The organism is Actinokineospora terrae, assembly GCF_900111175.1.
GTDB classification, from domain to species: domain Bacteria; phylum Actinomycetota; class Actinomycetes; order Mycobacteriales; family Pseudonocardiaceae; genus Actinokineospora; species Actinokineospora terrae.
On the sequence record NZ_FOGI01000013.1, the window covers coordinates 12,967 to 35,894 of the forward strand.

The 22,928-nt window shown below is 70.8% G+C and carries 24 protein-coding genes and 1 tRNA gene; 16 read left to right on the forward strand and 9 right to left on the reverse strand.

Annotated elements, in window-relative coordinates; translation table 11 throughout:
- Nucleotides 1–275: 275 nt before the first annotated feature.
- From BMY07_RS26795 to BMY07_RS26825, 7 genes are all read left to right on the forward strand, one after another.
- Nucleotides 276–2,039 carry a hypothetical protein gene (locus BMY07_RS26795; RefSeq protein ID WP_143073660.1) on the forward strand — a complete coding sequence of 588 codons (1,764 nt, stop codon included), beginning with the start codon at nt 276–278 and terminating at the stop codon, nt 2,037–2,039.
- 81 nt (nt 2,040–2,120) lie between these two features.
- Nucleotides 2,121–2,213: a pyrroloquinoline quinone precursor peptide PqqA gene (gene pqqA, locus BMY07_RS26800; RefSeq protein WP_092784613.1), complete on the forward strand. Its 93-nt coding sequence runs from the start codon at nt 2,121–2,123 to the stop codon at nt 2,211–2,213.
- Nucleotides 2,214–2,216: 3 nt separating this feature from the next.
- Nucleotides 2,217–2,906 carry a pyrroloquinoline-quinone synthase PqqC gene (pqqC, locus tag BMY07_RS26805; RefSeq protein ID WP_092784616.1) on the forward strand — a complete coding sequence of 230 codons (690 nt, stop codon included), beginning with the start codon at nt 2,217–2,219 and terminating at the stop codon, nt 2,904–2,906.
- Nucleotides 2,903–3,181: a pyrroloquinoline quinone biosynthesis peptide chaperone PqqD gene (gene pqqD / locus BMY07_RS26810; RefSeq protein ID WP_092784619.1), complete on the forward strand. Its 279-nt coding sequence runs from the start codon at nt 2,903–2,905 to the stop codon at nt 3,179–3,181. Before pqqC ends, pqqD begins: the two co-directional genes overlap by 4 nt.
- The gene (gene pqqE, locus BMY07_RS26815; RefSeq protein ID WP_092784622.1) at nt 3,178–4,242 is read left to right on the forward strand and encodes a pyrroloquinoline quinone biosynthesis protein PqqE; all 1,065 of its coding nucleotides are present in this window, start codon (nt 3,178–3,180) and stop codon (nt 4,240–4,242) included. The genes pqqD and pqqE overlap by 4 nt, the downstream gene beginning before the upstream one ends.
- Nucleotides 4,239–5,105: a pyrroloquinoline quinone biosynthesis protein PqqB gene (gene pqqB / locus BMY07_RS26820; RefSeq protein ID WP_092784625.1), complete on the forward strand. Its 867-nt coding sequence runs from the start codon at nt 4,239–4,241 to the stop codon at nt 5,103–5,105. Before pqqE ends, pqqB begins: the two co-directional genes overlap by 4 nt.
- A gap of 195 nt (nt 5,106–5,300) precedes the next feature.
- Nucleotides 5,301–6,113 (forward strand): AfsR/SARP family transcriptional regulator, encoded by an 813-nt coding sequence (locus BMY07_RS26825; RefSeq protein ID WP_092784628.1) that lies wholly within the window; start codon nt 5,301–5,303, stop codon nt 6,111–6,113.
- Here BMY07_RS26825 and selA read toward each other — a convergent pair.
- Together selA and BMY07_RS34565 are read right to left on the reverse strand one after the other, a co-directional pair.
- Nucleotides 6,100–7,374, reverse strand: coding sequence for an L-seryl-tRNA(Sec) selenium transferase (selA, locus tag BMY07_RS26830; protein WP_092784631.1), 1,275 nt, complete (start codon nt 7,372–7,374; stop codon nt 6,100–6,102). The genes BMY07_RS26825 and selA overlap by 14 nt on opposite strands.
- A 12-nt stretch (nt 7,375–7,386) precedes the next feature.
- Nucleotides 7,387–7,478, reverse strand: a tRNA-Sec gene (locus BMY07_RS34565).
- A gap of 35 nt (nt 7,479–7,513) precedes the next feature.
- On the opposite strand from BMY07_RS34565, the gene selD reads away from it, so the two are divergent.
- From selD to BMY07_RS26845, 3 genes are read left to right on the forward strand one after another with little or no spacing between them, the layout of a single operon-like run.
- Nucleotides 7,514–8,491, forward strand: a complete 978-nt coding sequence (gene selD / locus BMY07_RS26835; RefSeq protein ID WP_092784634.1) for a selenide, water dikinase SelD — start codon at nt 7,514–7,516, stop codon at nt 8,489–8,491.
- A 23-nt stretch (nt 8,492–8,514) separates the two neighbouring features.
- Nucleotides 8,515–9,168, forward strand: a complete 654-nt coding sequence (locus tag BMY07_RS26840) for a DUF899 domain-containing protein (protein ID WP_092784637.1) — start codon at nt 8,515–8,517, stop codon at nt 9,166–9,168.
- Between the two features lie 14 nt (nt 9,169–9,182).
- Nucleotides 9,183–10,769, forward strand: coding sequence for a selenocysteine-specific translation elongation factor (locus BMY07_RS26845; protein ID WP_092784640.1), 1,587 nt, complete (start codon nt 9,183–9,185; stop codon nt 10,767–10,769).
- Here BMY07_RS26845 and BMY07_RS33895 read toward each other — a convergent pair.
- A complete protein-coding gene (locus BMY07_RS33895; protein WP_143073661.1) occupies nt 10,698–11,102 on the reverse strand; it encodes a MauE/DoxX family redox-associated membrane protein in 405 nt (134 codons plus the stop codon). The genes BMY07_RS26845 and BMY07_RS33895 overlap by 72 nt on opposite strands.
- Before the next feature lie 92 nt (nt 11,103–11,194).
- Between BMY07_RS33895 and BMY07_RS26850 the strand changes: the two genes are divergently transcribed.
- The 6 genes from BMY07_RS26850 (at nt 11,195) to BMY07_RS26870 (ending at nt 14,122) form a co-directional block, all read left to right on the forward strand.
- The gene (locus BMY07_RS26850; RefSeq protein WP_092784644.1) at nt 11,195–11,878 is read left to right on the forward strand and encodes a hypothetical protein; all 684 of its coding nucleotides are present in this window, start codon (nt 11,195–11,197) and stop codon (nt 11,876–11,878) included.
- Nucleotides 11,879–11,921: 43 nt separating this feature from the next.
- The gene (locus BMY07_RS26855; RefSeq protein ID WP_092784647.1) at nt 11,922–12,380 is read left to right on the forward strand and encodes a hypothetical protein; all 459 of its coding nucleotides are present in this window, start codon (nt 11,922–11,924) and stop codon (nt 12,378–12,380) included.
- Complete coding sequence (locus tag BMY07_RS26860; protein WP_092784650.1) at nt 12,352–12,894, forward strand: hypothetical protein; 543 nt, start codon at nt 12,352–12,354, stop codon at nt 12,892–12,894. The genes BMY07_RS26855 and BMY07_RS26860 overlap by 29 nt, the downstream gene beginning before the upstream one ends.
- A gap of 118 nt (nt 12,895–13,012) precedes the next feature.
- Nucleotides 13,013–13,141, forward strand: coding sequence for a hypothetical protein (locus BMY07_RS35975; RefSeq protein WP_281245095.1), 129 nt, complete (start codon nt 13,013–13,015; stop codon nt 13,139–13,141).
- A gap of 18 nt (nt 13,142–13,159) precedes the next feature.
- Nucleotides 13,160–13,705, forward strand: a complete 546-nt coding sequence (locus tag BMY07_RS26865) for a hypothetical protein (RefSeq protein ID WP_092784653.1) — start codon at nt 13,160–13,162, stop codon at nt 13,703–13,705.
- Between the two features lie 69 nt (nt 13,706–13,774).
- The gene (locus tag BMY07_RS26870; RefSeq protein WP_092784656.1) at nt 13,775–14,122 is read left to right on the forward strand and encodes a hypothetical protein; all 348 of its coding nucleotides are present in this window, start codon (nt 13,775–13,777) and stop codon (nt 14,120–14,122) included.
- A 210-nt stretch (nt 14,123–14,332) separates the two neighbouring features.
- Here BMY07_RS26870 and BMY07_RS26875 read toward each other — a convergent pair whose 3' ends face one another.
- The 6 genes from BMY07_RS26875 to BMY07_RS26900 form a co-directional block, all read right to left on the reverse strand.
- Nucleotides 14,333–17,482 carry a S8 family peptidase gene (locus tag BMY07_RS26875; RefSeq protein WP_092784659.1) on the reverse strand — a complete coding sequence of 1,050 codons (3,150 nt, stop codon included), beginning with the start codon at nt 17,480–17,482 and terminating at the stop codon, nt 14,333–14,335.
- 156 nt (nt 17,483–17,638) lie between these two features.
- Entirely contained in the window at nt 17,639–17,902 is a 264-nt protein-coding gene (locus BMY07_RS34570; protein ID WP_092784662.1) for a hypothetical protein, read from the reverse strand.
- Between the two features lie 201 nt (nt 17,903–18,103).
- Entirely contained in the window at nt 18,104–18,979 is an 876-nt protein-coding gene (locus BMY07_RS26885; RefSeq protein WP_092785145.1) for an NAD-dependent protein deacetylase, read from the reverse strand.
- 287 nt (nt 18,980–19,266) lie between these two features.
- Nucleotides 19,267–21,324 (reverse strand): xanthine dehydrogenase family protein molybdopterin-binding subunit, encoded by a 2,058-nt coding sequence (locus BMY07_RS26890; RefSeq protein WP_092784665.1) that lies wholly within the window; start codon nt 21,322–21,324, stop codon nt 19,267–19,269.
- Nucleotides 21,321–22,319, reverse strand: coding sequence for an FAD binding domain-containing protein (locus BMY07_RS26895; protein WP_092784668.1), 999 nt, complete (start codon nt 22,317–22,319; stop codon nt 21,321–21,323). The genes BMY07_RS26890 and BMY07_RS26895 overlap by 4 nt, the downstream gene beginning before the upstream one ends.
- Nucleotides 22,316–22,819: a (2Fe-2S)-binding protein gene (locus BMY07_RS26900; protein ID WP_092784671.1), complete on the reverse strand. Its 504-nt coding sequence runs from the start codon at nt 22,817–22,819 to the stop codon at nt 22,316–22,318. The genes BMY07_RS26895 and BMY07_RS26900 overlap by 4 nt, the downstream gene beginning before the upstream one ends.
- Between the last annotated feature and the right edge of the window lie 109 nt (nt 22,820–22,928).

The following is a 22,928-nucleotide window of genomic DNA, read 5'->3' on the forward strand; positions in this document are numbered from 1 at the left end:
CGGCCCCGGCCGGATGTGCTGACGCTGTGGCCCGCGGGGATCTCCACCCCCGCGGGCCACAGCGCTGTCTCCGGCAATCCACCCTGCGGGACCTCACTCAACCGATCTTTTTATCAGCTATGCACTATCAAGATAACCCGTAGTACAGTCAAACCTGCCCGGCAAGATCCACCGCATCGGTTGCCAAGCAGCCCGGGACGGAGGTGGTCGACCTGGCGCCGCCGGACTGATGGCCACGGCGTCGAGCACGGTCGGGGGACTTACCCCCGCGTTCCTTGACCGTCGACCGGCGGCGGCCGCCTACTGTCCTCGTGGAGCGGATACGGCAGGAACACGCGTCGAGGAGTCAGAACGCGCCCATCCGGGATCCGCGGCTCGCGGGGGTGCTCGCCCTGCAACGCGCGGCGGGCAACCGCGCCGTATTGAGCCTGATGCCGGTCCAACGGGTGATCGATGTCGGGGGAGCCGACCTGGTCGACGTCCTGGCCAAGAACCCCGCCCTCGTCGCACACGCCCAGAAGCGGGTGGCATGGGCTCGCCGCCACTCGCGCCGCGCCGCGGAGGGCGTCACCCCCGTCGACCACGCGTGGTGGTTCCGCGAGCACATCCAGCCTGGAGTGCACCGCCTGACCTGGGACACGTTCAACGGCTACCTGCACAGCCCGAACACGACCATCACCGTCGGCGCGGTGACGGGCAGCACGCCGTTGCCGCGCGCGGTCGTGCAGGCGATCAACGTGCACCGGACCCGTTTGTCGGGAACGCCCGGCAGGTACCTCGGCGTGCTTTCGGTGTCCAAGCGGCACCCGTGGGACAGCCACGTCGAGGACAGGTTCGACCGCGACCACGCCGCGCGGGTGCTCGGGCTCAAGCGCAGGCAGGTCCACCTCAGGCACGTGGTGATGTCGTCGTGGTTCCGCGCGTTGCCCGCCGTCCTCGGTCGCGTGCGGTTCATCGATCCCGCTGATCAGGGCATCGCCGCGGTGGCGATCAACACCCTGACCGCCCGGCTGCGCCTGCTCTCCGGCGAGCGCGCCCCGGACCTCGGTGCCGAACTCGCCGCCGCCGCGCTCGGCCTGGCCCGGGCGCTCGACCTGTGCGAGTTCACCCTGAACCTGGGGCACGGCCCGCAGAACACCGTCATCGGGTACGCGTCCCGCAGTTGCACCGAGCTTGCCCTGCGGGTCGCGGCCAAGAAGGAGCGATTCGACTCGATCGGTGACCTGGCAGGCGCGGTCACTGCCAAGATCCGCGCGACCGCCCACCACGCGGGCCAAGGCGCTGTCGAGGCACACCTCGCCGAGCACGATCCGCTGGAGCTCCTGACCGGGATGCTGCCCGCGGTCGACCCGCTTCCCCGTGCGGTCGTGGTCGAGGCCCTGCACGAACTGGCGTTCACCCTCGGTACGGACCTCATGGCCCAGGACGAGGGCAAGCCCGCGCGCACGGGCGGCGCCGACCGGTTCGTCCCCCGCGTGCAGGGCGTGCTGGTGCCCGTCGGCGAGTCCATCTACTCGATGGCCCGCACGGCGCAGGACGGGGAGGTCCCCGAGTCCGCGCTCACCGAGCTCGTCGCCAGGTTGACGGCCATGGTCGCGGTCTTCGAGGCCATCGCCGCGGAGACGAAACCCAGGCGGCGGATCGCCAAGCGCACCGCCCGCGAGTCGAAGCCCTTCCAGGGGCGTCCCACGATCGAGCGCGGGGCGCCTGTGGTGTTCGGGAAGCCCGCCGAGCGCGAGAAAGAGATAGAGCGCGAGAAGGAGGTCGAGCGCGAGTCGCCCGTCGAGCGCAGGGCACCCGTGGCGACCGAGTCGCGGCTCACGGACTCCCCGGTGGGCGAGCGGCGACCGAAGCGGAAGGCGGCGAAGCTGAGCGACCACCCGGACGACGTCGCGGGCAGGTGGTTGGAGCGGACCAAACGGAGCCGTACCGCCGCGCCAGGCACCGATACGACAGCGGACGACGGCGGTAGCGCTCTGCTGATCAAGCGCGGGGAGCCGGACGAGGAGCCGGAGAAGTCCGACGAGTCGACGCCCTGAGCCGGTCCAGCGGGGGTCCAGCAGGGCTCAGGGGTGGGTGGCCATGCTGGGTGGGTTGGTGTCCCGAGAGAAGGAGCGACCATGGGTGACGACCGTGAGCCGTGGGTTGTGCCGGTGTTCGACGACTACGACACGCCGATGGAGGTTACTGCGTACGTTGCGCGGCAGGACTAACCGTTGACGGAGCCGTTGGCGCGGGACGAGTTTCTTGCGGCGTTGCGTGCGCTCTCCAGTCGCTACTGGGGGTCGCATCCCTTCCACGTGCGCATGCATGCCGGGACCCTCACCCCGGCCGAACTGCGCACGTGGGCAGCGAACCGCTGGTACTACCAGAGTGTCCTACCGTGCAAGGACGCCGCGATCATCAGCAACTGCCCTATTCCTGAGGTCCGCAGGCTGTGGCTAGAGCGGATCGTCTACCACGACGGCGCCGGTGATAACGAGGGTGGCAGGGAAGACTGGCTCCGGTTGTGTGAGGCGCTAGGTCTCTACCGCGCTGAGGTGCTCGACGAGCGGCATGTGGTGCCTGCGGTGAGGTTCGCGGTGGACGCGTATGTGTCGTTCGCGCGGACGCAGCCGTGGGTGATGGCGGTGGCGTCCGGGCTTACCGAGATGTTCGCGGGTCATCTGATGCGTCGTCGGATCACCGATGTCCTGGCGCACTACGACTGGATCTCGCCGGACGACCTCGCCTACTTCACCACCCGGGTCGAGGCCGTGGCGGGCGAGGGCAAGCAAGCGGTCGACCTGGTGCTCGCGCACTGCCGCACGCGGCCCGACCAGGACGCCGCCGTGGCCGCTTTGGCGTTCAAGTGCGACGTGCTCTGGTCCATGCTCAGTGCCATCGACGCGGCGGGGACCCGGTGAGCGCGTGGGCGCCGCGGCTGCGGCGGGGTGCGCGACTGGGGTTCGACACCGTGCGGCGGACCCCAGTCGTGCTCTTCCCCGAGGGTGTCCTGGTCCTCAACGCCACCGCCGCGGCCGTCGTGGGCGCGTGCGACGGGGTGGCCACGGTGCCCGACATCGTCGGCGGGCTGGCCGGGCGGTACGCGGACGTGCGCGGTGACGACGTGCTGACCCTGCTGCGCGGGCTGGTCGCGCGCGGCGTGCTGCGCCCCGAGGAGACCGGAGGGACCGGATGACCGCGTCACCCCCGTTCGGCATGCTCGCCGAGCTGACCCACCGCTGCCCGCTGCACTGCCCGTACTGCTCCAACCCGCTGGAGCTGGTCCGGCGCGACCGCGAGCTGACCACCGACCAGTGGCGGTCGGTCCTCACCCAGGCCAGGGCGTTGGGCGTGCTCCAGGTCCACCTCTCCGGTGGTGAGCCCCTGGCCCGCCGTGACCTCCCCGAGCTGGTCGGCCACGCGCACGGGCTGGGTTGCTACGTCAACCTGGTCACCAGCGGCTTGGGCCTGACCCACGAGCGCATGGCTGATCTCGCGCGGCGCGGCGTCGAGCACGTGCAGCTGTCGGTGCAGGCCGCGGACGAGGAGCGAGCGGACATCATCGCTGGGGCGCGTGCCGCTAAGCACAAGAAGGCTGCTGCCGCTGCGATCCGTGAGGCAGGTCTACCGCTGACGGTGAACGTTGTCTTGCACCGTCGTAACCACGATCAGGTTGGCGCGATCATCGACCTCGCGGAGGAGCTCGGCGCTGACCGGTTGGAGCTGGCGAACACCCAGTTCTACGGCTGGGCGTTGCGCAATCGAGCCGCACTCATGCCGACCCGGGCCCAGCTCGACGCCGCCGAGCCGGTCGTCCGGGCTGCCCGGCGACGGCTCGCGGGGCGGGTGGAGGTGGTCTACGTGCTGGCCGACTACCAGGACCGGCTCCCGAAGCCCTGTATGCACGGTTGGGGCGCGCGGCAGTTGACCGTGGCGCCCGATGGCACGGTGCTGCCGTGCCCGTCAGCGCACGTGATCACGTCGTTGGAGTTCGACAACGTGACAGAGCGGCCGCTGGCCGAGATCTGGTACGAGTCGTCGTCGTTCAACGCCTACCGGGGCGAGGAGTGGATGCGTGAGCCCTGCCGGTCGTGCGATCGCCGTGGTGTCGACTTCGGTGGTTGCCGCTGTCAGGCGTTCCTGTTGACCGGGGCGGCGGAGAACACCGATCCGGTGTGTGCGTTGTCGCCACATCACGGTGTGGTCGAGCAGGCGGTCGCCCCGGCGGTGGACGTGCCGTTCGTGATGCGCGGATGAGGGTTGTCGTCCTGGGTACTGCGGCTGGGGGAGGGCTGCCGCAGTGGAACTGTGCGTGCGAGCTGTGTGAGCGCTCTCGTGAAGGTGACTCTGCCGTGCTGCCGCGTTTGCAGGACTGCGTAGCGGTAAGCGCGACCGGTCGGAACTGGTACCTGCTCAACGCTTCCCCGGACCTACGCGCCCAGATCATCTGTACGCCAGAGCTTGCGCCTGGTCCCGGTAGGCGTCAGACCCCGATTCGTGGTGCGCTGCTTACCGATGCCGAGCTTGACCACACCCTAGGGCTGGCCTTGCTCCGTGAAGGTTCACTGACGGTGTGGGCGCCACCTCCGGTGCTTGACGCTGTCGCCGTGCGGCCGCTCGTCGCGCACTACCAGCACTGGGACTGGTTTTCGGCCGATGGCACGTTCCGGCTGGATGAGGGTCGCCTGGAGTGCGCGGTGTTTCCCCTGTCCGGCAAGAGACCCCGGTACGCGAAGGACGCGGCAGACGCGCCGGACTGGGTGGTCGCGTACCGTGTCACGGATGTGGGCACCGGCGGATCGCTGGTGTACGCGCCGTGCCTGGCCGGGTGGCCTGACGGGTTCGACGAGTTCACCTCGGGCGCGACCTGCGCGTTGCTCGACGGCACCTTCCTCGGTCCGGACGAGATGTCCACCAGCACCGGTCGCGGCGACCAGCGCGCCATGGGGCACCTGCCGATCGCGGAGTCGCTTCCGCTGCTGCGGCCGGGTTCGACGCGGTGGCTCTACACGCACCTGAACAACACCAACCCGGTTGTCGCGCGGGACTGCGCGGCGAGGGGTCGGATCGCCGCCGCGGGGGCGGCGGTCGCCGAGGACGGCGCGCGGTACGAGCTGTGATCGGCGCAGCCTACGGCAACGGCGCCGGGCAAGTCAGGGGCCAATGGCGGTTGCCGTCTCCACGCGTAGCCGATTGACTGCCGGGATCGGGAACGTTTCACCGGCTGGACCGCCGCCCCGGTACCCGGCAACGATCGGTGGTCCGGCGCCCTGCTGCCAGCCAGGTCGTGTCCCGCCACCAGCCAGGGGTAACTCATGCAGGTCACCGTGCTCGGCCCGCTCACCGCTACCGGTTCGTCCAGTGCCGCGTCTGGTAACGCGGCGCCCGTCAGTACCGCGCCGAGCGCCACGAAACCGAAGCAAGTACTCGCTTTGCTCGCGTTGCGGGTCAACACCGTCGTGTCCACACCGCGCCTCGTCGACGAGCTGTGGGGGACGCGTCCGCCCAAGAGTGCCGTGGTGACGCTCCAGACCTACGTTTTGCGTCTACGTCGGTTGCTGACACCTCTTGCGGACGTTCCCATTCGCTCGATCCTCACGACAGCCGCGGGTGGATACTCCTTGCGCCTAGAGCCAACGCAGGTCGACTACGAGTGCTTTCGGCAGCGTGCGTCTCTTGGTTCGGACGCGCTGGCTGGGGGAGACGTCGCCAGGGCTGCTGCTCTGTTGCACAGTGCGCTATCGCTGTGGCGTGGCCCCGCGCTCGCTGATGTCCGAGTAGGACGGTTGCTGGAGACCCATGTGACGACGATGGAGCAAGAGCGGCTCAGTGTGCTGGAGCAGCGCGTGGACGCCGATCTCCGGTTGGGGAGGCATCTGGGGATGTTGGGTGAGCTGGCCGGGCTGACCAGGGAGCTTCCGCTGCACGAGAACCTGCATGCCCAGTACATGGTCGCCTTGTATCAGGCTGGTCGGCGCTACCAGGCGCTAGAGGTGTTCCGGCAGCTGCGCTGTGCTCTGGCGGAGGAGTTGGGGCTATCGCCGACCGGTCGGGTCGAGCGGGTGCATCAAGCGATCCTGGCCTCCGACGAGGTGGGCTCACCGCTGCTGGAACTCAACCGACGCTGAGGACCGCGTTGAGCAACGCGTCGTCGTCGGTCTCGGGCACGCTGCGTAGGTCCAGCAGGCATCGCCCACGCTCGGTTCGTCCGACGACCGGGGTGGGCCCGACGCGCAGAGGTTGTGCGTACGACTCGGGCAGGCTTACCGCCGCGCTGGGAAGTTCTACGCCTGGAGCCCCACCGCCACCTACCACCGCGATGGAGGCGACGACCGCCGCGTCGATACCGCGTTCGGACAGTGCTGCCGCAAGCCGTTCGGCTCGTCGAGTGAGGTCGTCCAGGTTGGCCTCTAGTGCCGAGACGACCGGTGGGCGTGGTCCGCGCAGCGTTGCCTCTAGAGCTGCCAGGGTGAGTTTGTCGACGCGGACCGCGCGAGCTACTGGATGTCTACGGAGGCGTTCGATGAGGTTCGCGGCGCCGAGTAGGAGACCCGCCTGCGGGCCGCCGAGGAGCTTGTCCCCGCTCGCTGTGACCAGGGACGCGCCCGCGCGCAGCACGGTGGTCGCGTCCGGTTCGTCGGGCAGCGCAGGGTGCGGGGTGAGCAGGCCCGAGCCGATGTCGACGACCAGCGGCACGCCGAGCCCGGCCAGGTCGGCGACGCCGGGGGTGCTGGTGAACCCGGAGACGACGAAGTTCGACGGGTGGACCTTGAGCACGAACCCGGTGTCGCCGGTGATCGCGTCGGTGTAGTCGCGGACGGTGGTGCGGTTGGTGGTGCCGACCCCGCGCAGGTGGGCGCCGGTGGAGCGCAGCAGGTCGGGGATGCGGAACCCGTCGCCGATCTCGACCAGCTCGCCCCGGCTGACCAGGATGTCCCTGGTGCCCGCCAGCACGATCGCGCACAGCAGCAGGGCGGCGGCGTTGTTGTTCACCACGTGCGCGTCCTGGGCGGCGGGCACCGCGGCCCGCAGCGCGTCGAGGGTGCTCTGCCCGCGGCGGCGGCGTGCGCCGGTCGCCAGGTCGAACTCGACGTCGGTGGTGCCCGCGGCGGCCTGCACGGCGGCTCGCGCGGCGGCGGACAGGGGAGCGCGGCCCAGGTTGGTGTGCACGAGGACGCCGGTCGCGTTGATCACCGGTCGGGGTGCGGCGCGCAGGGCGGCCCTGGCGTGGTCGGCGACCTGGTCCGGTGTGATGAGCCCGTCGCGCACCTGCTCCTGGGCGGTGCGGATCGCGGCCTTCACCGGGTCCTTGCCGTGGGTGTCGACCTCGGCGGTCAGCTCGGCCAGGACGGCGTCGGTGCGGGGTACCTGCCTGCGCGGATCGGTCATGGGCGCGCTCGGCGGAGGCGGACGGGAATCGAACCCGCCAGCGGCAGGACCTGCCGCTCACCGGTGTTGAAGACCGAGCCGGCCACCAGGCCGGAGACGCCTCCCCTGGACACTCGGTGATCATGACACACTGCCGGGTGTGACCGATCGGCTGACCCAGTACGCCCACGGTGGCGGGTGCGCGTGCAAGATCCCGCCGGGTGAGCTGGAGCGGGTGGTCGCCGGGCTGACCGGGACACCGGCCGATCCGCACGGTGACCTGCTGGTCGGTCTGGACACCGGTGACGACGCCGCTGTCGTGGGGCTCTGTCAGGACCTCGCGCTGGTGGCGACCACGGACTTCTTCACCCCTGTGGTGGATGACGCCTACGACTGGGGCCGCATCGCCGCCGCGAACGCGTTGTCCGACGTGTACGCCATGGGTGGGCGGCCGGTGGTGGCGCTGAACCTGCTGGGCTGGCCGCGTGACGTGCTGCCGATGGAGTTGGTGGCCGAAGTCCTGCGCGGCGGCGCCGATGTTGTGGCTTCGGCTGGTTGCCACCTGGGCGGCGGGCACAGTGTGGATGACCCGGAGCCGAAGTACGGCCTCGCTGTCACCGGTGTCGTCGACCCGAGGCACATCATGCGCAACTCCTCTGGTCGCGCGGGAGTGCCCTTGTCGCTGACCAAGCCTCTTGGGCTAGGAGTGCTCAACAACCGCCACAAGGCAACCGGCGAGGTGTTCCCCCACGCGGTTGAGGTGATGTCGACGCTCAACCGGGACGCCGCAGCAGCAGCGGTCGCTGCCGGTGTCACCTGCGCGACGGATGTAACCGGCTTCGGTTTGCTCGGTCATCTCCACAAGCTCGCTCGCGCTAGCGGCGTCACCGCGGTCATCGACTCGGCAGCGGTCCCTTACCTCGACGGCGCTCGCGAGGCTCTGCGCGACGGTTACGTCAGCGGCGGCACACGACGCAATCTGGAATGGGTAGCCCCACACGCGTCGTTGGGCCCGGACTCGCTCTTGCTCGCGGACGCGCAGACCTCCGGTGGGCTGCTCATCGCCGGTGAGATCCCCGGCGCGACCGTGATCGGCGAGTTGGTGCCGCGCGAGAGTCATACCGTCGTGGTGCGATGACCCCTCCCGACGAAGGAGGACCCGTGAACCGACCCCCGGTCGTGTCCCAGGACGAGTGGCAGGTCGCGCGCGACGCGCTGCTGGTCAAGGAGAAGGCGCTCACCAAGGCCCTGGACGCCCTCGCCGCCGAGCGCAGGCGGCTGCCGATGGTCCGGGTGCGCGCCGACCACGAGTTCACCGCGCCGGACGGCGCCACGGTGGACTTCGCCGCGCTGTTCGACGGCAACCGGCAACTGGTCGTCTACCACTTCATGCTCGCCGCGGGCCAGGACTCGATCTGTGGCGGCTGCTCGACCTTCACCGACAACATGCCCGACCTGCCGCACCTGGCCGCCCGCGACACCCGGTTCATCCTGATGGCGCCCGCCCCGCAGGCCGAGATCGAGGTCCTGCGGTCCCGCTTCGGTTGGACGACCCCCTGGTACTCCAGCCACGGCAACGGCCTCTACGAGGAGATCGGGCTCGGCGGTGGCTTCGCCCTGTCGGTCTTCCTGCGCGACGGCGACGAGGTGTTCCGCACGTACGCCACCAGCGGCCGCGGCGTCGACCGGCTCCGGACCGACTTCAACCTCCTCGACCTCACCCCGTACGGGCGGCAGGAGCAGTGGGAGGACTCGCCGCAGGGGTGGCCGCAGAGCCCGACCATGCAGTGGCTGCGGCTGCGCGACGAGTACTAGCCGCGGGTGACCCGGTGCAGGTGATCGCGACGGCAGGGCACGTCGACCACGGCAAGTCGACCCTCGTCCGGCTGCTCACCGGCATGGAACCCGACCGCTGGGAGCAGGAGCGGCGCCGCGGCCTGACCCTCGACCTGGGGTTCGCCTGGACGTCGCTGCCTGCGGTCGGCGAGGTCGCGTTCGTCGACGTCCCCGGGCACGAGCGGTTCGTCCCCACCATGCTCGCCGGGGTCGGCCCCGCGCCCGCCGTGCTGTTCGCCGTGGCCGCCGACTCGCCGTGGATGCCGCAGGCCGAGGAGCACCTGGCGGCCGTCGACGCGCTCGGGGTGGCGCACGGGCTGCTGGTGGTCACCCGCGCCGACCTGGCCGACCCCGGGCCGATCCGGCGGGACGCGCTGGCCAGGATCGCGCGGACCTCGCTGGGGTCGGTGCCGTCGGTGGTCGCCAACGACGGGATCGGGGGACTGCGGGCGGCGGTCGCGGACCTGGTCGCGGGCCTCCCGGCGCCCGATGTCGACGGTGGCGTCCGGTTGTGGGTCGACCGGTCGTTCACCGTCGCCGGGGCGGGCACGGTCGTGACCGGCACCTTGCGGGCGGGCACGATCCGGCCGGGCGACGAGCTGCTGCTGCGCGGGAAGCCGGTGCGGGTGCGTGGCGTGCACGCGTTGGGTGAGGCACGGTCGTCTGTATCGGCTGTGGCTCGCGTGGGGGTCAACCTACGCGGGGTGGAGCGGTCCGAGGTGGAACGCGGGGACGCGTTGGTGACTAGAGGCGGCTGGTGGGATGCCCGGGTTGTCGACGTCACCTGCGCGGGGTTGGCTCGTCAGGTGGTGGTGCACATCGGTGCCGCCGCCGTGCCCGCCCGCGCGCACGCTCTGGCTGACGGGAGCAGGCTGTTTCTCACGCGGCCGCTGCCGCTATGCGTGGGGGATCGCGTTCTGGTGCGCAATCCGGGTACGCACGGCATCGTCGGGGGCACGGTCGTGGACTTGGACCGGTTGGGCCGATCGCCGGTGTTCACGGCCGGCCAGCGCACGCCGTTGGGGCGTACGGGGCGGGTGGTCGCGGGGGAGTGGTACACCGACCAGTGGGACGCACTGTCGACGCGGGCACGCTCCGAGTTGGCCGCGTGGAGATTGGACCATCCGCTGGAGGTAGGGCTACCGACGGAGACCTTGCGGCGGAAGCTGCGGCTGCCTAGCGCCGAGCTCGTGGCGCCGCTGTTGTCCGGCCACGATAGTCCTGACTTACCGAAGGCTGTCGTGGTCGCTTTGGACGCGTTGACTGTGGACCTCTCGGCCGCGCCATTCGCCGCTCCGGACGCGGCCCGGTTGCGGCAGTTGGGGCTGGGGCCGCGTGAGGTCGCGGTGGCCGTGCGCGCTGGGCGGTTGGTGAAGCTCGCCGATGGGATCGTCCTGTTGCCTGGGGCTGCGGACGAGGCCGCTCGCGTGTTGGCGGGGCTCGCGCAGCCGTTCACCACGAGTCAGGCGCGGCAGGCACTAGGGACGTCTCGGCGGGTCGCGTTGCCGCTACTGGCGTTGCTTGACCGCACGGGTGTGACCAAGCGGCTGCCGGACGACACTCGTCAGCTGCGGCAGTAGCCACCACACCATCGCCAACACAAACCCACCGGCCAGCGCTAGCGCTACCGGCACCTCGGGCTCCAGTGCGGCGCCTACGGCGAAGAACGCCGCTCTAATCACGACCAACCACGTGACCGGGCCTTCGCCGCGGAAGCAGCCACACGGTGTCCCAGGGTGGCGTCTCTTTCGGTCAACGAGGTAGAACGTGAAAGCCGCATAGAGGGCAACGACGGCGTAAGGGGTCAGAAACACCGACGCGGCAACCGTTAGCTCGACCGCCGCCAGCCAGCGGTGGTCGAACGCGGCCAGCAGCAACAGGATCGCCCCACCCGCCGCCACGGTTCCCAGCACGTCATCACGCTAGACGCCTTGCGCCGACTGGGAATCCGACATTCGGTGGAACTGGTTGATCACGCGTTCCCGCTGCTCTAGCGTCAGGCCGCGTGACCACGGCACAGCGACTCGACCTGGTGGCGCCCAGCGGCGCCAGGGTCGCCATCACGCTGCCCGGCCCGGAACCGGTGTCCAGCATCGCCGCCGCGGTCCGCTTCGCGGGCGGCTCCTACGGCACCGGCTTCCAGATCGGCCCCCTCGGCTACCAGGCGTTCGCGGGCGCCCACGTCGCCCCGGCCAAGACCACCGACCGCTTCCTGGTCCACGGCCGCGAGGTGGTCGTCGCCGAGGCCCACGACGGCCAGTCCTCGACGGCCGCCCTCATCGGCACCCACCACGAACTGATGACCGTCTACGCGGGCCCGGCCCCCCGCCGCGACCGGGTCTTCGCCCTCTTCAACTCCCTCCGCGTCACCGACACCGCCGCGGGCCTGCTCGTCTCCCCCCGCCGAGCAACCCTGCTCGGCACCATGAGCGAACACCTGGTCCTCGCCGTCCGCGGCTACGGCCAGATCTCCATCCCCGGCCCCGCCCAGGCCCGCACCCACATCCCCACCCACGCGGGCGCCCCCACCCACCACGGCGAGGTCTGGAAGGTCCCCCTCGCCGGTTCCGGCCACATGTTCGTCCTCGGCTTCCCCTCCGCCGCCGCCGAAGTCCAACTCGCCGAGGCCCCGACCCCCGACCGCCTCGCCTGGCTCAACGCCATCGACATCGCCTGGAGCCCCCGGTGACGGCGCCCACTGGCGGCTGTGTCGGGGGTGGGCGGTGAGTGCGATGACGGCGTTCCTGGTGATCACCTGGGTGGCCATCGTGGTGCTGTTCCTGGGGTTGGCGGCGGTGTTGCGGGAGGTCCGGTTGTTGCGGGCCGTCGTCGGGCGGGACGCGGGTGGGTTCTCGGGGGCGGCGGACATCGAGCTCGGGCCGCGGTTCGCCGGGCGGGTGGTGTTGGCGGCCGACACCGGGTGCCCCTTGTGCCGCGAGGTGGCGGAGCGGCTCACCGACGCGGTGTTGCTGACCCACGAACCGGCGTCGGCGTGGGATGTGGGGCTGGACGTGGTGAGCGACCGGGAGGCGTGGCGTGCGGTGTCGCACCTGGCGCCGCCGGTGTTGATGTCGGTCGGTGCGGACGGGGTGGTGCGGCGGGTGTCGCTGCCCGTGCGTGCCGAGCAGGTGGACGCGGTGCTCGACGACTGGGGGGTGCGCGGTGGCGCTCACGCTGGATCGGATACCTGACCACGAGTCCGGCACCGGCCGGACCGCCGCGCTCAGCGCACTCGGGGCCACCGGCAAGCGCCGCACGGTCCTGCGCGCCATCACGCTGGGCGCGCTCACCCTCGGCACCGCCGCCCTGACCTTCCCCCGCCGCGCCAGGGCCGAGGTCGGCCCGAACGCCCTCACCGGCTGGGACCGCACCGACTGCCGCGACGCCTACCCCGTCGGCTACGACGAGGACCAGGACACCAGCGGCGACCACGTCAACGCCTACGCCGCCTGCGTGGGCGGCGCCTGGCGCGGCAGCGACTTCTGCGAGGCGGGCTGGCACAAGTACGGCACCCACACCGAGGGCGACGTCCAGGTCGACCACACCGCCGTCTCCACCACCTGCGGCACCACGACCATGAAGAACGCCTGGCGCTGGACCACCCCGGACGGCAAGACCTACCGCTGCTCCGACGGTTTCAGCACCTACTGGGGCCCCGACCAGTCCGGCTACACCTACCTCACCATCTGCCGAACCCGCCTCTGACCATGCACCACCCCACCGCGCCAACCCTGTCCCACTGCCGTCCCGGCGGGCGGGATGTGAGGTCTGTGGCTCCTCTCGTCCAGCTTGCCGGAGCGTTGCGTGGCGGGGTGGTGGGCTGATGGGGAAGCGGTGGCACCCGGTCTGGCTTGGGGTGGGGCTGGCCGTGGCCGCGGTTGTCGGCGTGCTGTGGGTGCCGTGGGTGTTCGTCGGGGTGACCGCCGGGTTCGCGACCTCGGGATCCACTTGAAGTCGGAACTCGGCACACGTGCTGAGCTCGCCGGTCTGGCGAGGTTCTCCCGCCTTCGCGTTCCGCGTCGGACTCCTGGTCGGTGGCGTGGTCACCGCGCTGGTCTTGGTGGTGGTCGGGTCGTTGGCCCGCGCGCCCCTGCCGTGGTGGGTGCGGTGGGGGTTGGTCTGGGCCGTGCTGGTGTTGGTCGCGGTCAACGAGCTCGGGTTGGTGGCGATCCGGTTCCCGGAGAACCGGCGGCTGGTGCCCGAGGGCGTGTTCCGCCTCGGCAGGCACCTCGGCCCGCTCCAGTTCGGCATCGAGATGGGCACCGGCGCCCGCACCTACCTGCCCAGCGGCCTGCCCTACATCGCCGCGACCGCCGTCCTGTTCACCGCCTCCCTCCCGCAAGCCCTCCTCGCAGGCGTCGGCTTCGGCCTCGGCCGCGCCCTCATGACCACCGCCTCCCTCAACCACCCCGACGACTGGCACGCCCTGTGGTCCCGCCACACCTCCTTCCTGACCCCCCTCCTCAGCGGCGCCTTCCTCCTGTCCCTCCTCGGCGCCCTCCTCACCACGACCTAAAACGCCTGGCACCAGCCCCGCGCGGCTCGATAGGTTCCCCTCGGCGAGTCCGACGAAGAGAGGTGCGCCATGGTCCAGAACACCACCGAGCTGTGGCGCCCCACCGGCCCCGAGGAACTCGACCTGGTCCGCCGCTCCGACTGGACCGCCTGGCCGCCGCGCCTCCCGGAGCAGCCGATCTTCTACCCGGTCCTCAACGAGGACTACGCCATCAAGATCGCCCGAGACTGGAACGTCCCCCACCACGGCGTCGGCTACGTGACCCGCTTCCACGTCGACACCGCCCACCTCCAGCGCTACCCCGTCCAGCAAGCGGGCGGCCGCACCATCCTCGAACTGTGGATCCCCGCCGAGGACCTCCCCGAGTTCAACCACCACATCGTCGGCCCCATCGAGCTCGTCCACGAGTTCCGCTAGGCGCTCCAGGCGAGTGGCGGCAGGCCCGGGCCACGGTTCAGGTCGAGCCAGTTGGTTGCAGCCGGGGGTACGGATACCCCTGGCAGCAACTGGGTGATGTCGGGCGGCAGCCTGCCTCTCCGGGCTCCATCCCAAATCCGCGTCACAGTCTGTTCGCGAGCGGGGCTGGACCCGTGGGTGCCGGGCTGGTGGTCGGCACCCACGGGATGGTCAGCGGACCTGGTAGGCGCGGAGCACGGTTTGGTGGACTGCGTTGCCGGTCGCGTCGGTTGCGGTGATGCGGAGGGAGATGAAACCGGGGGTGGTGGGGTTCTTGACCAGGGCCAAGCCGTCGCCGGTGGCGATGTGGAGGGTGGGGGCGGGGTGCCAGGTCTGGCCGTCGGTGGTGGAGTACTCCAGGCGGAGGGTGGTGATCCGGCTGGTGGGGGCGCCTGCTTGGCGTTGGGTGTAGAGGCGGATGGGGAACAGGGTGCCGGGGCGGGCGGTGTCCTGGTCGTCCAGTTCGGCGGTGGTGCGGACGGCCAGCAGGGGTGGGGGAGTGGTGCCGTCCTCGTGGAAGGTCCAGGTGATGTCGGCGTGGGTGCCCAACACCGACCAGGGGACGACGCGGTCGACGACGGTGTGCAGGGTGTAGCGGCCAGGGGTGTTGGGGATCGGGAATGTCCCTGTCCCGGGTAGGTCACTGTGACCGAGGGACACGCCGTCGCGCGACAGGTCGGTGGTCCCGGTTGCGGCCAAGGGGAGCACCGTCGACTGGTCAGGGTCACCGCTGGAGAGCGGGGCCACGGCGACCGACAGCTCGTCCCCGACCCGGGACACACCGAAGCCGATCTCGGGAGCACCGAGCGAGGGGCTCAGCGGCCCCCGGTTCCAGTGCGTCGCGTACTGCCCGGCCCGGTAGCTGCGGTACGACACCGTCGACTCGCTGTCGGAGGTGTCCGCCGGGAACACGGCGATCACGTGCTGCCAGGTGACCCCGGTCGTGAAGTACTCCGCCCGACGCCCCGGCAGCACCGTCTCGCGCACCTGCAGCGCACCCGTGTTCACCCCCGGCGCGTCCAGCAGCGCGTAGTCCGCGCGGAGTGACTTACCCGGCGCCCCCTGCGCGTAGTACCGCGCGTCGACCCGGGCGAGGTCACGCTGCCGCACCGAGTACCGGCCGTCAGGAATCCTGCCCCGCGAGACGAACGCCAGGTGGTACACCGAGTCAGGTGCCTCCAGGGTCGCGCGGTGAGCCAACAGGAACGTGTGGTCGGTGACCTGCCCCTGGGACGGCACCAGGTACACCTTCTGCCCGGCCGGGAAGAACCACACCAGCGCCGAGGTCCGCTCGCCGCTCGCCTGCCCCGACACCAGCGACACCTCGCCGCTCACCTGAGTGGCCTTGGCACCGTCAACAGTCGTCGACACCAACCGCCCGCCGGTCACGTCCAACCCGACCGCCGCGTCGCGGTCCACGGGAACACCGGGCCGCGCGACCAGACTCACCTCACCGCCCGCGGCCACCTCGATCGCCTGGAAGTCGTAGCGCCCCTTGGGCAACCGCGCCACACCGGCGCCGTTCACCAAGCGCACACCGACAGCGGCGCCCGAGTCCACGTTGACCGCCTTCGCCACGGTCGACGCCGTGGCCCCGGTTCGGCCCTTCAGCGTCACGGCCACGTTGTAGCTCTCGGCCTCCAGCACCGCGGTCAGCGCTGTCTGGACGACCACGCCGTCAGCCCTACCCGTCAGCCGACCGCTCTGCCGGCCAGGCGCGCGCCCAGCAGTGTCCGCATAGACCGTGACGTCCGCACTGCTGCGAGCAGGCACCACAACCTGCCCCACCGCGGGCACGAACACCGGATTGTCGCTGCTGAGCACCAAACTCACCGCGGCATCCCCATCGTTGCGATAGGTCACCGTCTTGCTCAACCGGCCCGTGCGCGGCCACGGCACGAACCCGTACCCGACGCCGCCACCGACCGCGCTCACCCGCTGCTCGACCGCCCGCGCCGCGTCCACCCGGCCCGCGCCCTGCTCGAACACGTCCGCCGTGGGCTTCGCGCTGCTCACCAGCACCGACTTCAGCCGGTCCGCCGTCCAGTCCGGCCTGCGCTGCGCGAGCAACGCCGCCGTACCCGACACGTGCGGGGCCGCGAACGACGTCCCGGACAACGCCGCGTAGTGCTCGTCGACCGGCGCCCTGTCACCCGCGGGCGTCCCCACCACCCTGGCCGACACGATGTCGCTACCCGGCGCCGCTATGTCCGGTTTCACCGCGTAGTCCCGTTTCCGCGGCTGCCGGGGCGAGAACGGACTGGTGGTGTCCTGTTTGGTCACGCTGCCGACCGCGATGGCCGAGTCGGCGGCCGCGGGCGTGGTCACCGAGGCGAGCGGGTCGGGATTGCCCAGCGACCGGTCGTTGCCCGCCGACGCCACGAACAGCGTGCCGTACCGCGCGGTCAACGAGTCCACCGCGCGCGAGAGCGGGTCGGTGCCGTCGCTGTACGCGCCGCCCAGGCTCAGGTTCGCCACCCGCACCTTCGGCGCGATCCACTCCAGCCCCGCGATCACCGCGGAGTCCTGGCAGCCGATCGCCGTGCACACCTTGCCGCTCACCAGGTCCGCGTCCGGGGCGACACCGCGGAACCGGCCCCCCGAGGCCGCTCCCGTACCGGCGATGATCCCCGCCACGTGCGTACCGTGCCCGACCTGGTCGGCCGGACCGGTACCGGTGAAGTCCCGGGATTCCACCACCTTCCCGGCGAGGTCCGGGTGCGTGCCGTCGACCCCCGTGTCGAGCACGCCGACTGTCACACCTCGGCCGGTGTAACCGTTCTCCCACGCGGTAGGAGCCCCGATCTGCGGCACGCTCACGTCCAACGCCGGTGTCGACACACCGTCCAACCACACGGACGCGCCGGAAGCGGTGAACCAGTCCCAGAACCCTGGCTCCGGGGTAAGAGCAGCGCCACCGATACTAGGTAGCGCTCGAACATCCTTGCCCGGCAGCGGAGACCGGGTAAGAGTGTCCGTGACGATCACGGGCGCTGGTCTGTCCCGGGGCAACGTCGCGAGGTCGAACAACCGGGGATCGAGTCGACCGGCGTCGACCAAAGGCTGCGCGTCCGATGGCACCAACGAGTTCCCGTCGCGCAGGAAGCCCACATGGTCGCGGCCGGGTGTCGGCAAGACCTGGACGACGAACTCCCCGCGCTGGCCCGGGACGACACGCAGTCGATCACCCGTGACGAGCGTGAGGGACTCGCCCGGTGGTGGCGCCGCGGTGGCCGACGCGTGTGTCGACTGGACCGCGGATCCCAGCAGTGTTCCCACGACGAGGCAGGCCAGCACCCTGTACCGGCTCTGGTGACGCATGGCGGATCTCCGTTCCCCTGGATTGGCGCCACAAGTGGTACCAGGGGTCGGTCGCGCCGTGCGCGGATTTGTCCACAGGCCCACCTGGACGGCCGTTTCCCGCTGCGGGAACGGGTTCGGGGCAGGCCGGATCCGGGATCCAGCTCATGACCGTCCTCAGCCGTTCGGGTACTCGGTGCCGTCCTCGGCCATCTGCGCGTCGCCCTCGCCCAACTGGCCCTCGTCCTGCTGGTTGTGCCGGGCGACGAGCTTGAGCTTCAGGATCAGCTTGGTGTTGCGGAGCAGGAGCTGGCGGACGACGGACGGGCGCAGGGACTCGGTGGCGGCGGTGGCGGTCGTGGTGGAGGTGATGGCGGTGGTGGTCAGCAGCGCGAGCACGGTGGTGGCGACGGTGATGGCGGAAGTGAGCGGACGAGCCATGACGCGACCTCTCTGGCTGGGGTCTAGCGGTTTTCGGTTGCGGTTGGGGGATGTTCGAGGAGCGGTTTGGTGATGCGAGAACGCCGCCAACCACCCCAACGTGATTTCCGGTGACCCACGGTGGAACCGGTCGGGCCCGGGACACGGGCAGCCGGGAACCACGGGCCCGCCAACCGGTGAACGCCCGCTACGGTCCGTCGGCTACACCAGCCGGTCGACCAGTTCCGTGAGCGCCGGGCCCAGTGGCCGGTCGACCCGCACCGCCGCGTGCGCGTCACCCCGGGTCGGGCCGTTGGTGATGATCAGGACCGGGCTGCCCAGCGTGGCCGCGCGGCGGACGAACCGCAGGCCGGACATGACCGTCAACGACGACCCCAGCACCAGCACCGCCGCGGCCGCGTCGACCAGGTCGTTGCACTGCCGCACCCGCTCGGCAGGCACGTTCTCCCCGAAGAACACCACGTCCGGCTTCAACACACCCCCGCACGAGACACAGCCGACGACGGTGAACCCGGCCGTCTCCTCCTCCGACAGGTACACGTCGCCGTCAGGGTTGACGGTGTCCGGTACGGCCGCGTGGAAATCGGGATTGGCGGCCCGCATCCGCTCGTCGAGCGCGGCTCGCGGCGTGGTCTCCCGGCAGCTCAGGCACACCACGCGGTCCAGGTTGCCGTGCAGGTCGATGACGTCCGGCGTCCCGGCCGCCTGGTGCAGGCCGTCGACGTTCTGGGTGATCACGCCGCTGAGCAGGCCCGCGCCGTGCAGCGCGGTGACCGCGTGGTGCCCGGCGTTCGGGGCGGCCGCGGCGATGGTGCGCCACCCGATGTGGCTGCGCGCCCAGTACCGCCGCCGGGCGTTCGGGGTGCTCACGAACTCGCCGTAGGTCATCGGGACGTGCTTGCGCAGGCTCCCGGCCGCGCCGCGGTAGTCCGGGATCCCGGACTCGGTGGACAGCCCGGCCCCGCTCAACACCGCGACCCGGCCCTTGCCGACGACGGCCACGACCTCGTCGAGGCTCGCGGTGCGGGGGAGGGGCTCCCCGGCATCGGTCCAGGTCAGCGTCGGCCGGACCCGCAACGACGGCGTTCCGGGGGTGTGGTGGGCGCCCATGCCCCCAGTCTACGGAGTCCCCACCCGTCAGGCGCAGCCCCTTGACCACGCGGTATCGCCCTGACCTGCGTGAACCTTCCGAATCTCACTCCCCTATTTGTATATCCACTATAAGCTATCAAGATAACCAATGGTTGGTCACCAGACGGACGTCACCACCCAGCACAACGACACAAGCGCTCGGAAGGGAAGGGCAGGCGACCTGGGAACCTTCGGCCTGGCCGCCGAGCCGGGTGGCGGCCAGGCCGACAAGGTCAGGGGAGGCCCGGGAGGAGCTTGTCCAGGGTCAGCGGCAGGTCGCGGACGCGGACCCCGGTGGCGTGGTGGGCGGCGTTGACGATGGCGGCCGCGGTGCCCACGATGCCGATCTCGCCGATGCCCTTCGCGCCGAGCGGGTTGACGTGCGGGTCCTCCTCGTCGATCCAGAACGCCCGCACGTCGGTGGCGTCGGCGCACGAGGCGATGTGGTAACCGGCGAAGTCGTGGTTCATGACGTGGCCGAAGCGCGGGTCGAGCTCGCTGTTCTCGTGCAACGCCATCGACAGGCCCATGGTCATACCGCCGATGAACTGCGAGCGGGCCGTGCGCGGGTTGATGATGCGCCCGGCCGCGAACACGCCCAGCAGCCGCGGCACCCGGATCTCGGCGGTATCCGCGTGTACCCGGACCTCCGCGAACTGCGCACCGAACGCGTAGGTCGCGTATTGCTCGTTGAACGGACCTTGGTCGTGGGTCCCCTCGGCCTCGTCACCGTCGTTCGGGTCCGTGCCGAACTTGTCCCGGAACGTCTCGACAGCGGCTAGGACCGCTGAACCCCAGGTAGCGGTACCGGTGGACCCGCCAGCCGTGGACGCGTACGGGTAAGACGTGTCGCCGATGCCGACATCGACCTGATCGAGAGGCACCTCCAGCGCGTCGGCCGCGATCTGGGGGAGCACCGTCCACGCGCCCGTTCCCAGGTCCGCCGCGCCGATCTCGACGGTGTAGCGCCCCTGGTCGTACCGGATGGCCGCGGTGGCGCGCATGGTGAAGGCGGGGAACACCGCGGCGGCGACGCCGGTGCCGACCAGCCAGTCGCCGTCGCGGCGGGGCGCCCGGTCGGCCCAGCCGAACCGGTCGGCGCCCTGGCGCAGGCAGGCGACCAGGTTGCGGCTGGAGAACGGATTGCCGGACTCGGGGTCGACGTCGGGTTCGTTGGCGACGCGCAGGTCGATGGGGTCGATGCCGAGCGCGTCGGCGAGTTCGTCGATGGCGACCTCTGGGCCGAACATGCCGGGGCACTCGCCGGGCGCGCGCATCCAGGTGGGGACGGCGACGTCGAGGGCGGCGACGCGGTGGCTGGTGGCGCGGTTGGGCGCGGCGTACATCATGCGGGTGGCGGCGCCCGCGTGTTCGACGTACTCGCGGATCCTGGCGGTCTGGCCGGTCGCGGCGATGGCGATGGCGGTGAGTCGGCCGGTGTCGTCAGCGGCGACGCGGGTGTGCTGGGTGGTGGGGGTGCGGTAGCCGACGAGGACGAACATCTGCGCGCGGGTGAGGGCGAGCCGGATGGGGCGGCCTGGCAGGGCGCGCGCGGCGAGTGCGGCTATGACAACGGGGGCGTGGGGTTCGCCCTTGGCGCCGAAGCCGCCGCCGACGTAGGGGCAGATGACGCGGACCTGGTCGGGGCGTAGGTCGAGGACCTCGGCGAGGGTGGTGCGCACGGCGTGGACGCCCTGGGTGGAGTCCCAGAGGATGAGGGTGTCGTCCTGCCACAGTGCGGTGGTGGCGTGGGGTTCCATCGGGTTGTTGTGGTTGGTGGCGGTGGAGTAGACGTGGTCGACGGTGTGAGTCGCTGTGCGCATGGCCGCGTCGACGTCGCCGGTAGAGGTGTCCGCGGGTGCGCCGGTGACGAGCTTGTCGGGGGTGTAGAGGTCGTCGCGGTCGGGTGAGTAGGCGCTGTCGTGTTCGTCGACGTGGTAGGTGAAGTGGACGAGTTCGACGGCGTGGCGGGCGATGTCGGAGGTGTCGGCGATGACGGCGCCGATGATCTGCCCCCGGTAGGCGATCTCGTTGTCCTGGAGGACGTGGAGTTCGGTGTTCTCCACGGGGGTGAGCTTCTGGACGTCGCCTGGGGTGAGGATCGTGAGGACTCCCGGTAGGGCCAACGCGTCGGTTATGTCGATCTCGGTGACTTGGCCTTTGGCGATGGTTGCCTGGAGGAGTGCGCAGTAGGCGGCGTTGTCGGCGGGGGTCTCGTAGGCGTAGGTGGCGGTACCGGTGACTTTGGCGTGGCCGTCGCGGCGGGGGATGTCTTGTCCGATGGTGTTCATCGTGGTTCCTCGGCCAGTTGGCGGAGCACGGCGGTGGCGGTGCGGATGAGGAGGGGGACCTTGAAGGCGTTGCCGCCGTCGAGTCCGTCGAGGGTGCGCGCGTTGGCGAGTTCGGTCTCGGCTGCGAGGCGGTAGGTGTCGTCGGTGGCCGGTTCGCCGATGAGGATCTGTTCGGCGGCGCGGGCTCGCCAGGGTTTGTGGGCGACGCCGCCGAAGGCGAGGCGGGCGTCGGTGATGACGCCGTGGGTGACTTCGAGCGCCGCGGCGACGGAGATGAGCGCGAAGGCGTAGGACGCCCGGTCGCGGACCTTGCGGTACCGGGATTGTCTGGCGATGGGGGAGTCGGGGAGCTCGATCATGGTGATGAGGTCGCCGTGGTCGAGGACGGTGTCGCGGGTGGGGTCGTCGTCTGGGAGTCGGTGGAGGTCGACGAAGGGGATGGTGCGTTCGCCGTCTGGGCCTAGGACGTGGACGGTGGCGTCGAGGGCTGTTAGTGCTACCGCCATGTCCGAGGGGTGGGTGGCGACGCAGTGGTCGGAGGCGCCGAGGATGGCGTGGCCGCGGGTGAAACCGCCGAGGGCGGCGCAACCTGAGCCGGGTCGGCGTTTGTTGCAGGGTGTGGTGGTGTCCTGGAAGTAGGCGCAGCGGGTGCGTTGGAGGGGGTTGCCGCCCGCGGTGGCCATGTTGCGCAGTTGCCCGGAGGCGCCGGACAGCAGGGCCTCGGCGAGTGCGGGGTAGCGGGTGCGGACGCGGTGGTCGGCGGCGATGTCGCTGTTGCGGGCGCCCGCGCCGATGAGCAGGCGGCCGTCGAGCTCGGTGATGGCGGCGGTGGTGGCGGCGCTGAGGTCGATGAGCAGGTCGGGGTGGGTGATGCCGAGTTTGAGGTGGTCGACGAGGTTGGTGCCCCCGGCGAGGAACGCGGCTGTGGGGTGAGCGGCGGCGAGGTGGACGGCGGTGTGGGCGTTCGCGGGTGTCTGGTGGTCGAAGGGCCTCATCCGCGGGCCGCCTGCTCGACGGCGGTGATGATGTTGGTGTAGGCGCCGCAGCGGCAGAGGTTGCCGCTCATGCGTTCGGCGATCTCGGCGCGGGTGGGCTCGGGGTCGGCGGTGATGTCGCCCGCGTGGCTGGGGTGGCCCTGGGCGAGTTCGGCGAGGGCGCCGACCGCGGAGCAGACCTGGCCGGGGGTGCAGTAGCCGCACTGGAAGGCGTCGTTGTCGAGGAAGGCCTGCTGGACGGGGTGCAGGTCGCCGTCCGGGGCGAGGCCGTCTGCGGTGGTGACATCGTGGTCGTGGGTGGTGACCGCGAGGGTGAGGCAGGCCAGGACGCGGCGGCCGTCGAGCAGGACGGTGCAGGCGCCGCACTGGCCGTGGTCGCAGCCCTTCTTGGGGCTGGTGTTGCCGAGCCGTTCGCGCAGCAGGTCCAGGAGGGTGGTGCGGGTGTCGACGCGTGTGGTGCGGGTGGTCCCGTCCACGCGGGTGGTGATCGCGGTTTCCACGCCTCGGCGGTACCCGGCCGGTGCCACGGTGAACCCCTCTCGTGCGGTTGTTCGTCGTCTCCCGGTCTACCGCATTCCGGGGGTGTCCACAGCGGACGGCGGCGGTGGT

Bases quoted from the DNA above. Each gene is read 5' to 3' on its own strand.
- BMY07_RS26870 (WP_092784656.1), top strand. From the start codon at position 13,775: ATGGTCCAGAACACCACCGAGCTGTGGCGCCCCACCGGCCCCGAGGAA.
- BMY07_RS34570 (WP_092784662.1), bottom strand. From the start codon at position 17,902: ATGGCTCGTCCGCTCACTTCCGCCATCACCGTCGCCACCACCGTGCTC.
- BMY07_RS26890 (WP_092784665.1), bottom strand. From the start codon at position 21,324: ATGAACACCATCGGACAAGACATCCCCCGCCGCGACGGCCACGCCAAA.
- BMY07_RS26895 (WP_092784668.1), bottom strand. From the start codon at position 22,319: ATGAGGCCCTTCGACCACCAGACACCCGCGAACGCCCACACCGCCGTC.
- BMY07_RS26825 (WP_092784628.1), top strand. From the start codon at position 5,301: ATGCAGGTCACCGTGCTCGGCCCGCTCACCGCTACCGGTTCGTCCAGT.
- pqqB (WP_092784625.1), top strand. From the start codon at position 4,239: ATGAGGGTTGTCGTCCTGGGTACTGCGGCTGGGGGAGGGCTGCCGCAG.
- BMY07_RS26855 (WP_092784647.1), top strand. From the start codon at position 11,922: ATGACGGCGTTCCTGGTGATCACCTGGGTGGCCATCGTGGTGCTGTTC.
- BMY07_RS35975 (WP_281245095.1), top strand. From the start codon at position 13,013: ATGGGGAAGCGGTGGCACCCGGTCTGGCTTGGGGTGGGGCTGGCCGTG.
- pqqE (WP_092784622.1), top strand. From the start codon at position 3,178: ATGACCGCGTCACCCCCGTTCGGCATGCTCGCCGAGCTGACCCACCGC.
- BMY07_RS26875 (WP_092784659.1), bottom strand. From the start codon at position 17,482: ATGCGTCACCAGAGCCGGTACAGGGTGCTGGCCTGCCTCGTCGTGGGA.
- selA (WP_092784631.1), bottom strand. From the start codon at position 7,374: ATGACCGATCCGCGCAGGCAGGTACCCCGCACCGACGCCGTCCTGGCC.
- pqqA (WP_092784613.1), top strand. From the start codon at position 2,121: ATGGGTGACGACCGTGAGCCGTGGGTTGTGCCGGTGTTCGACGACTAC.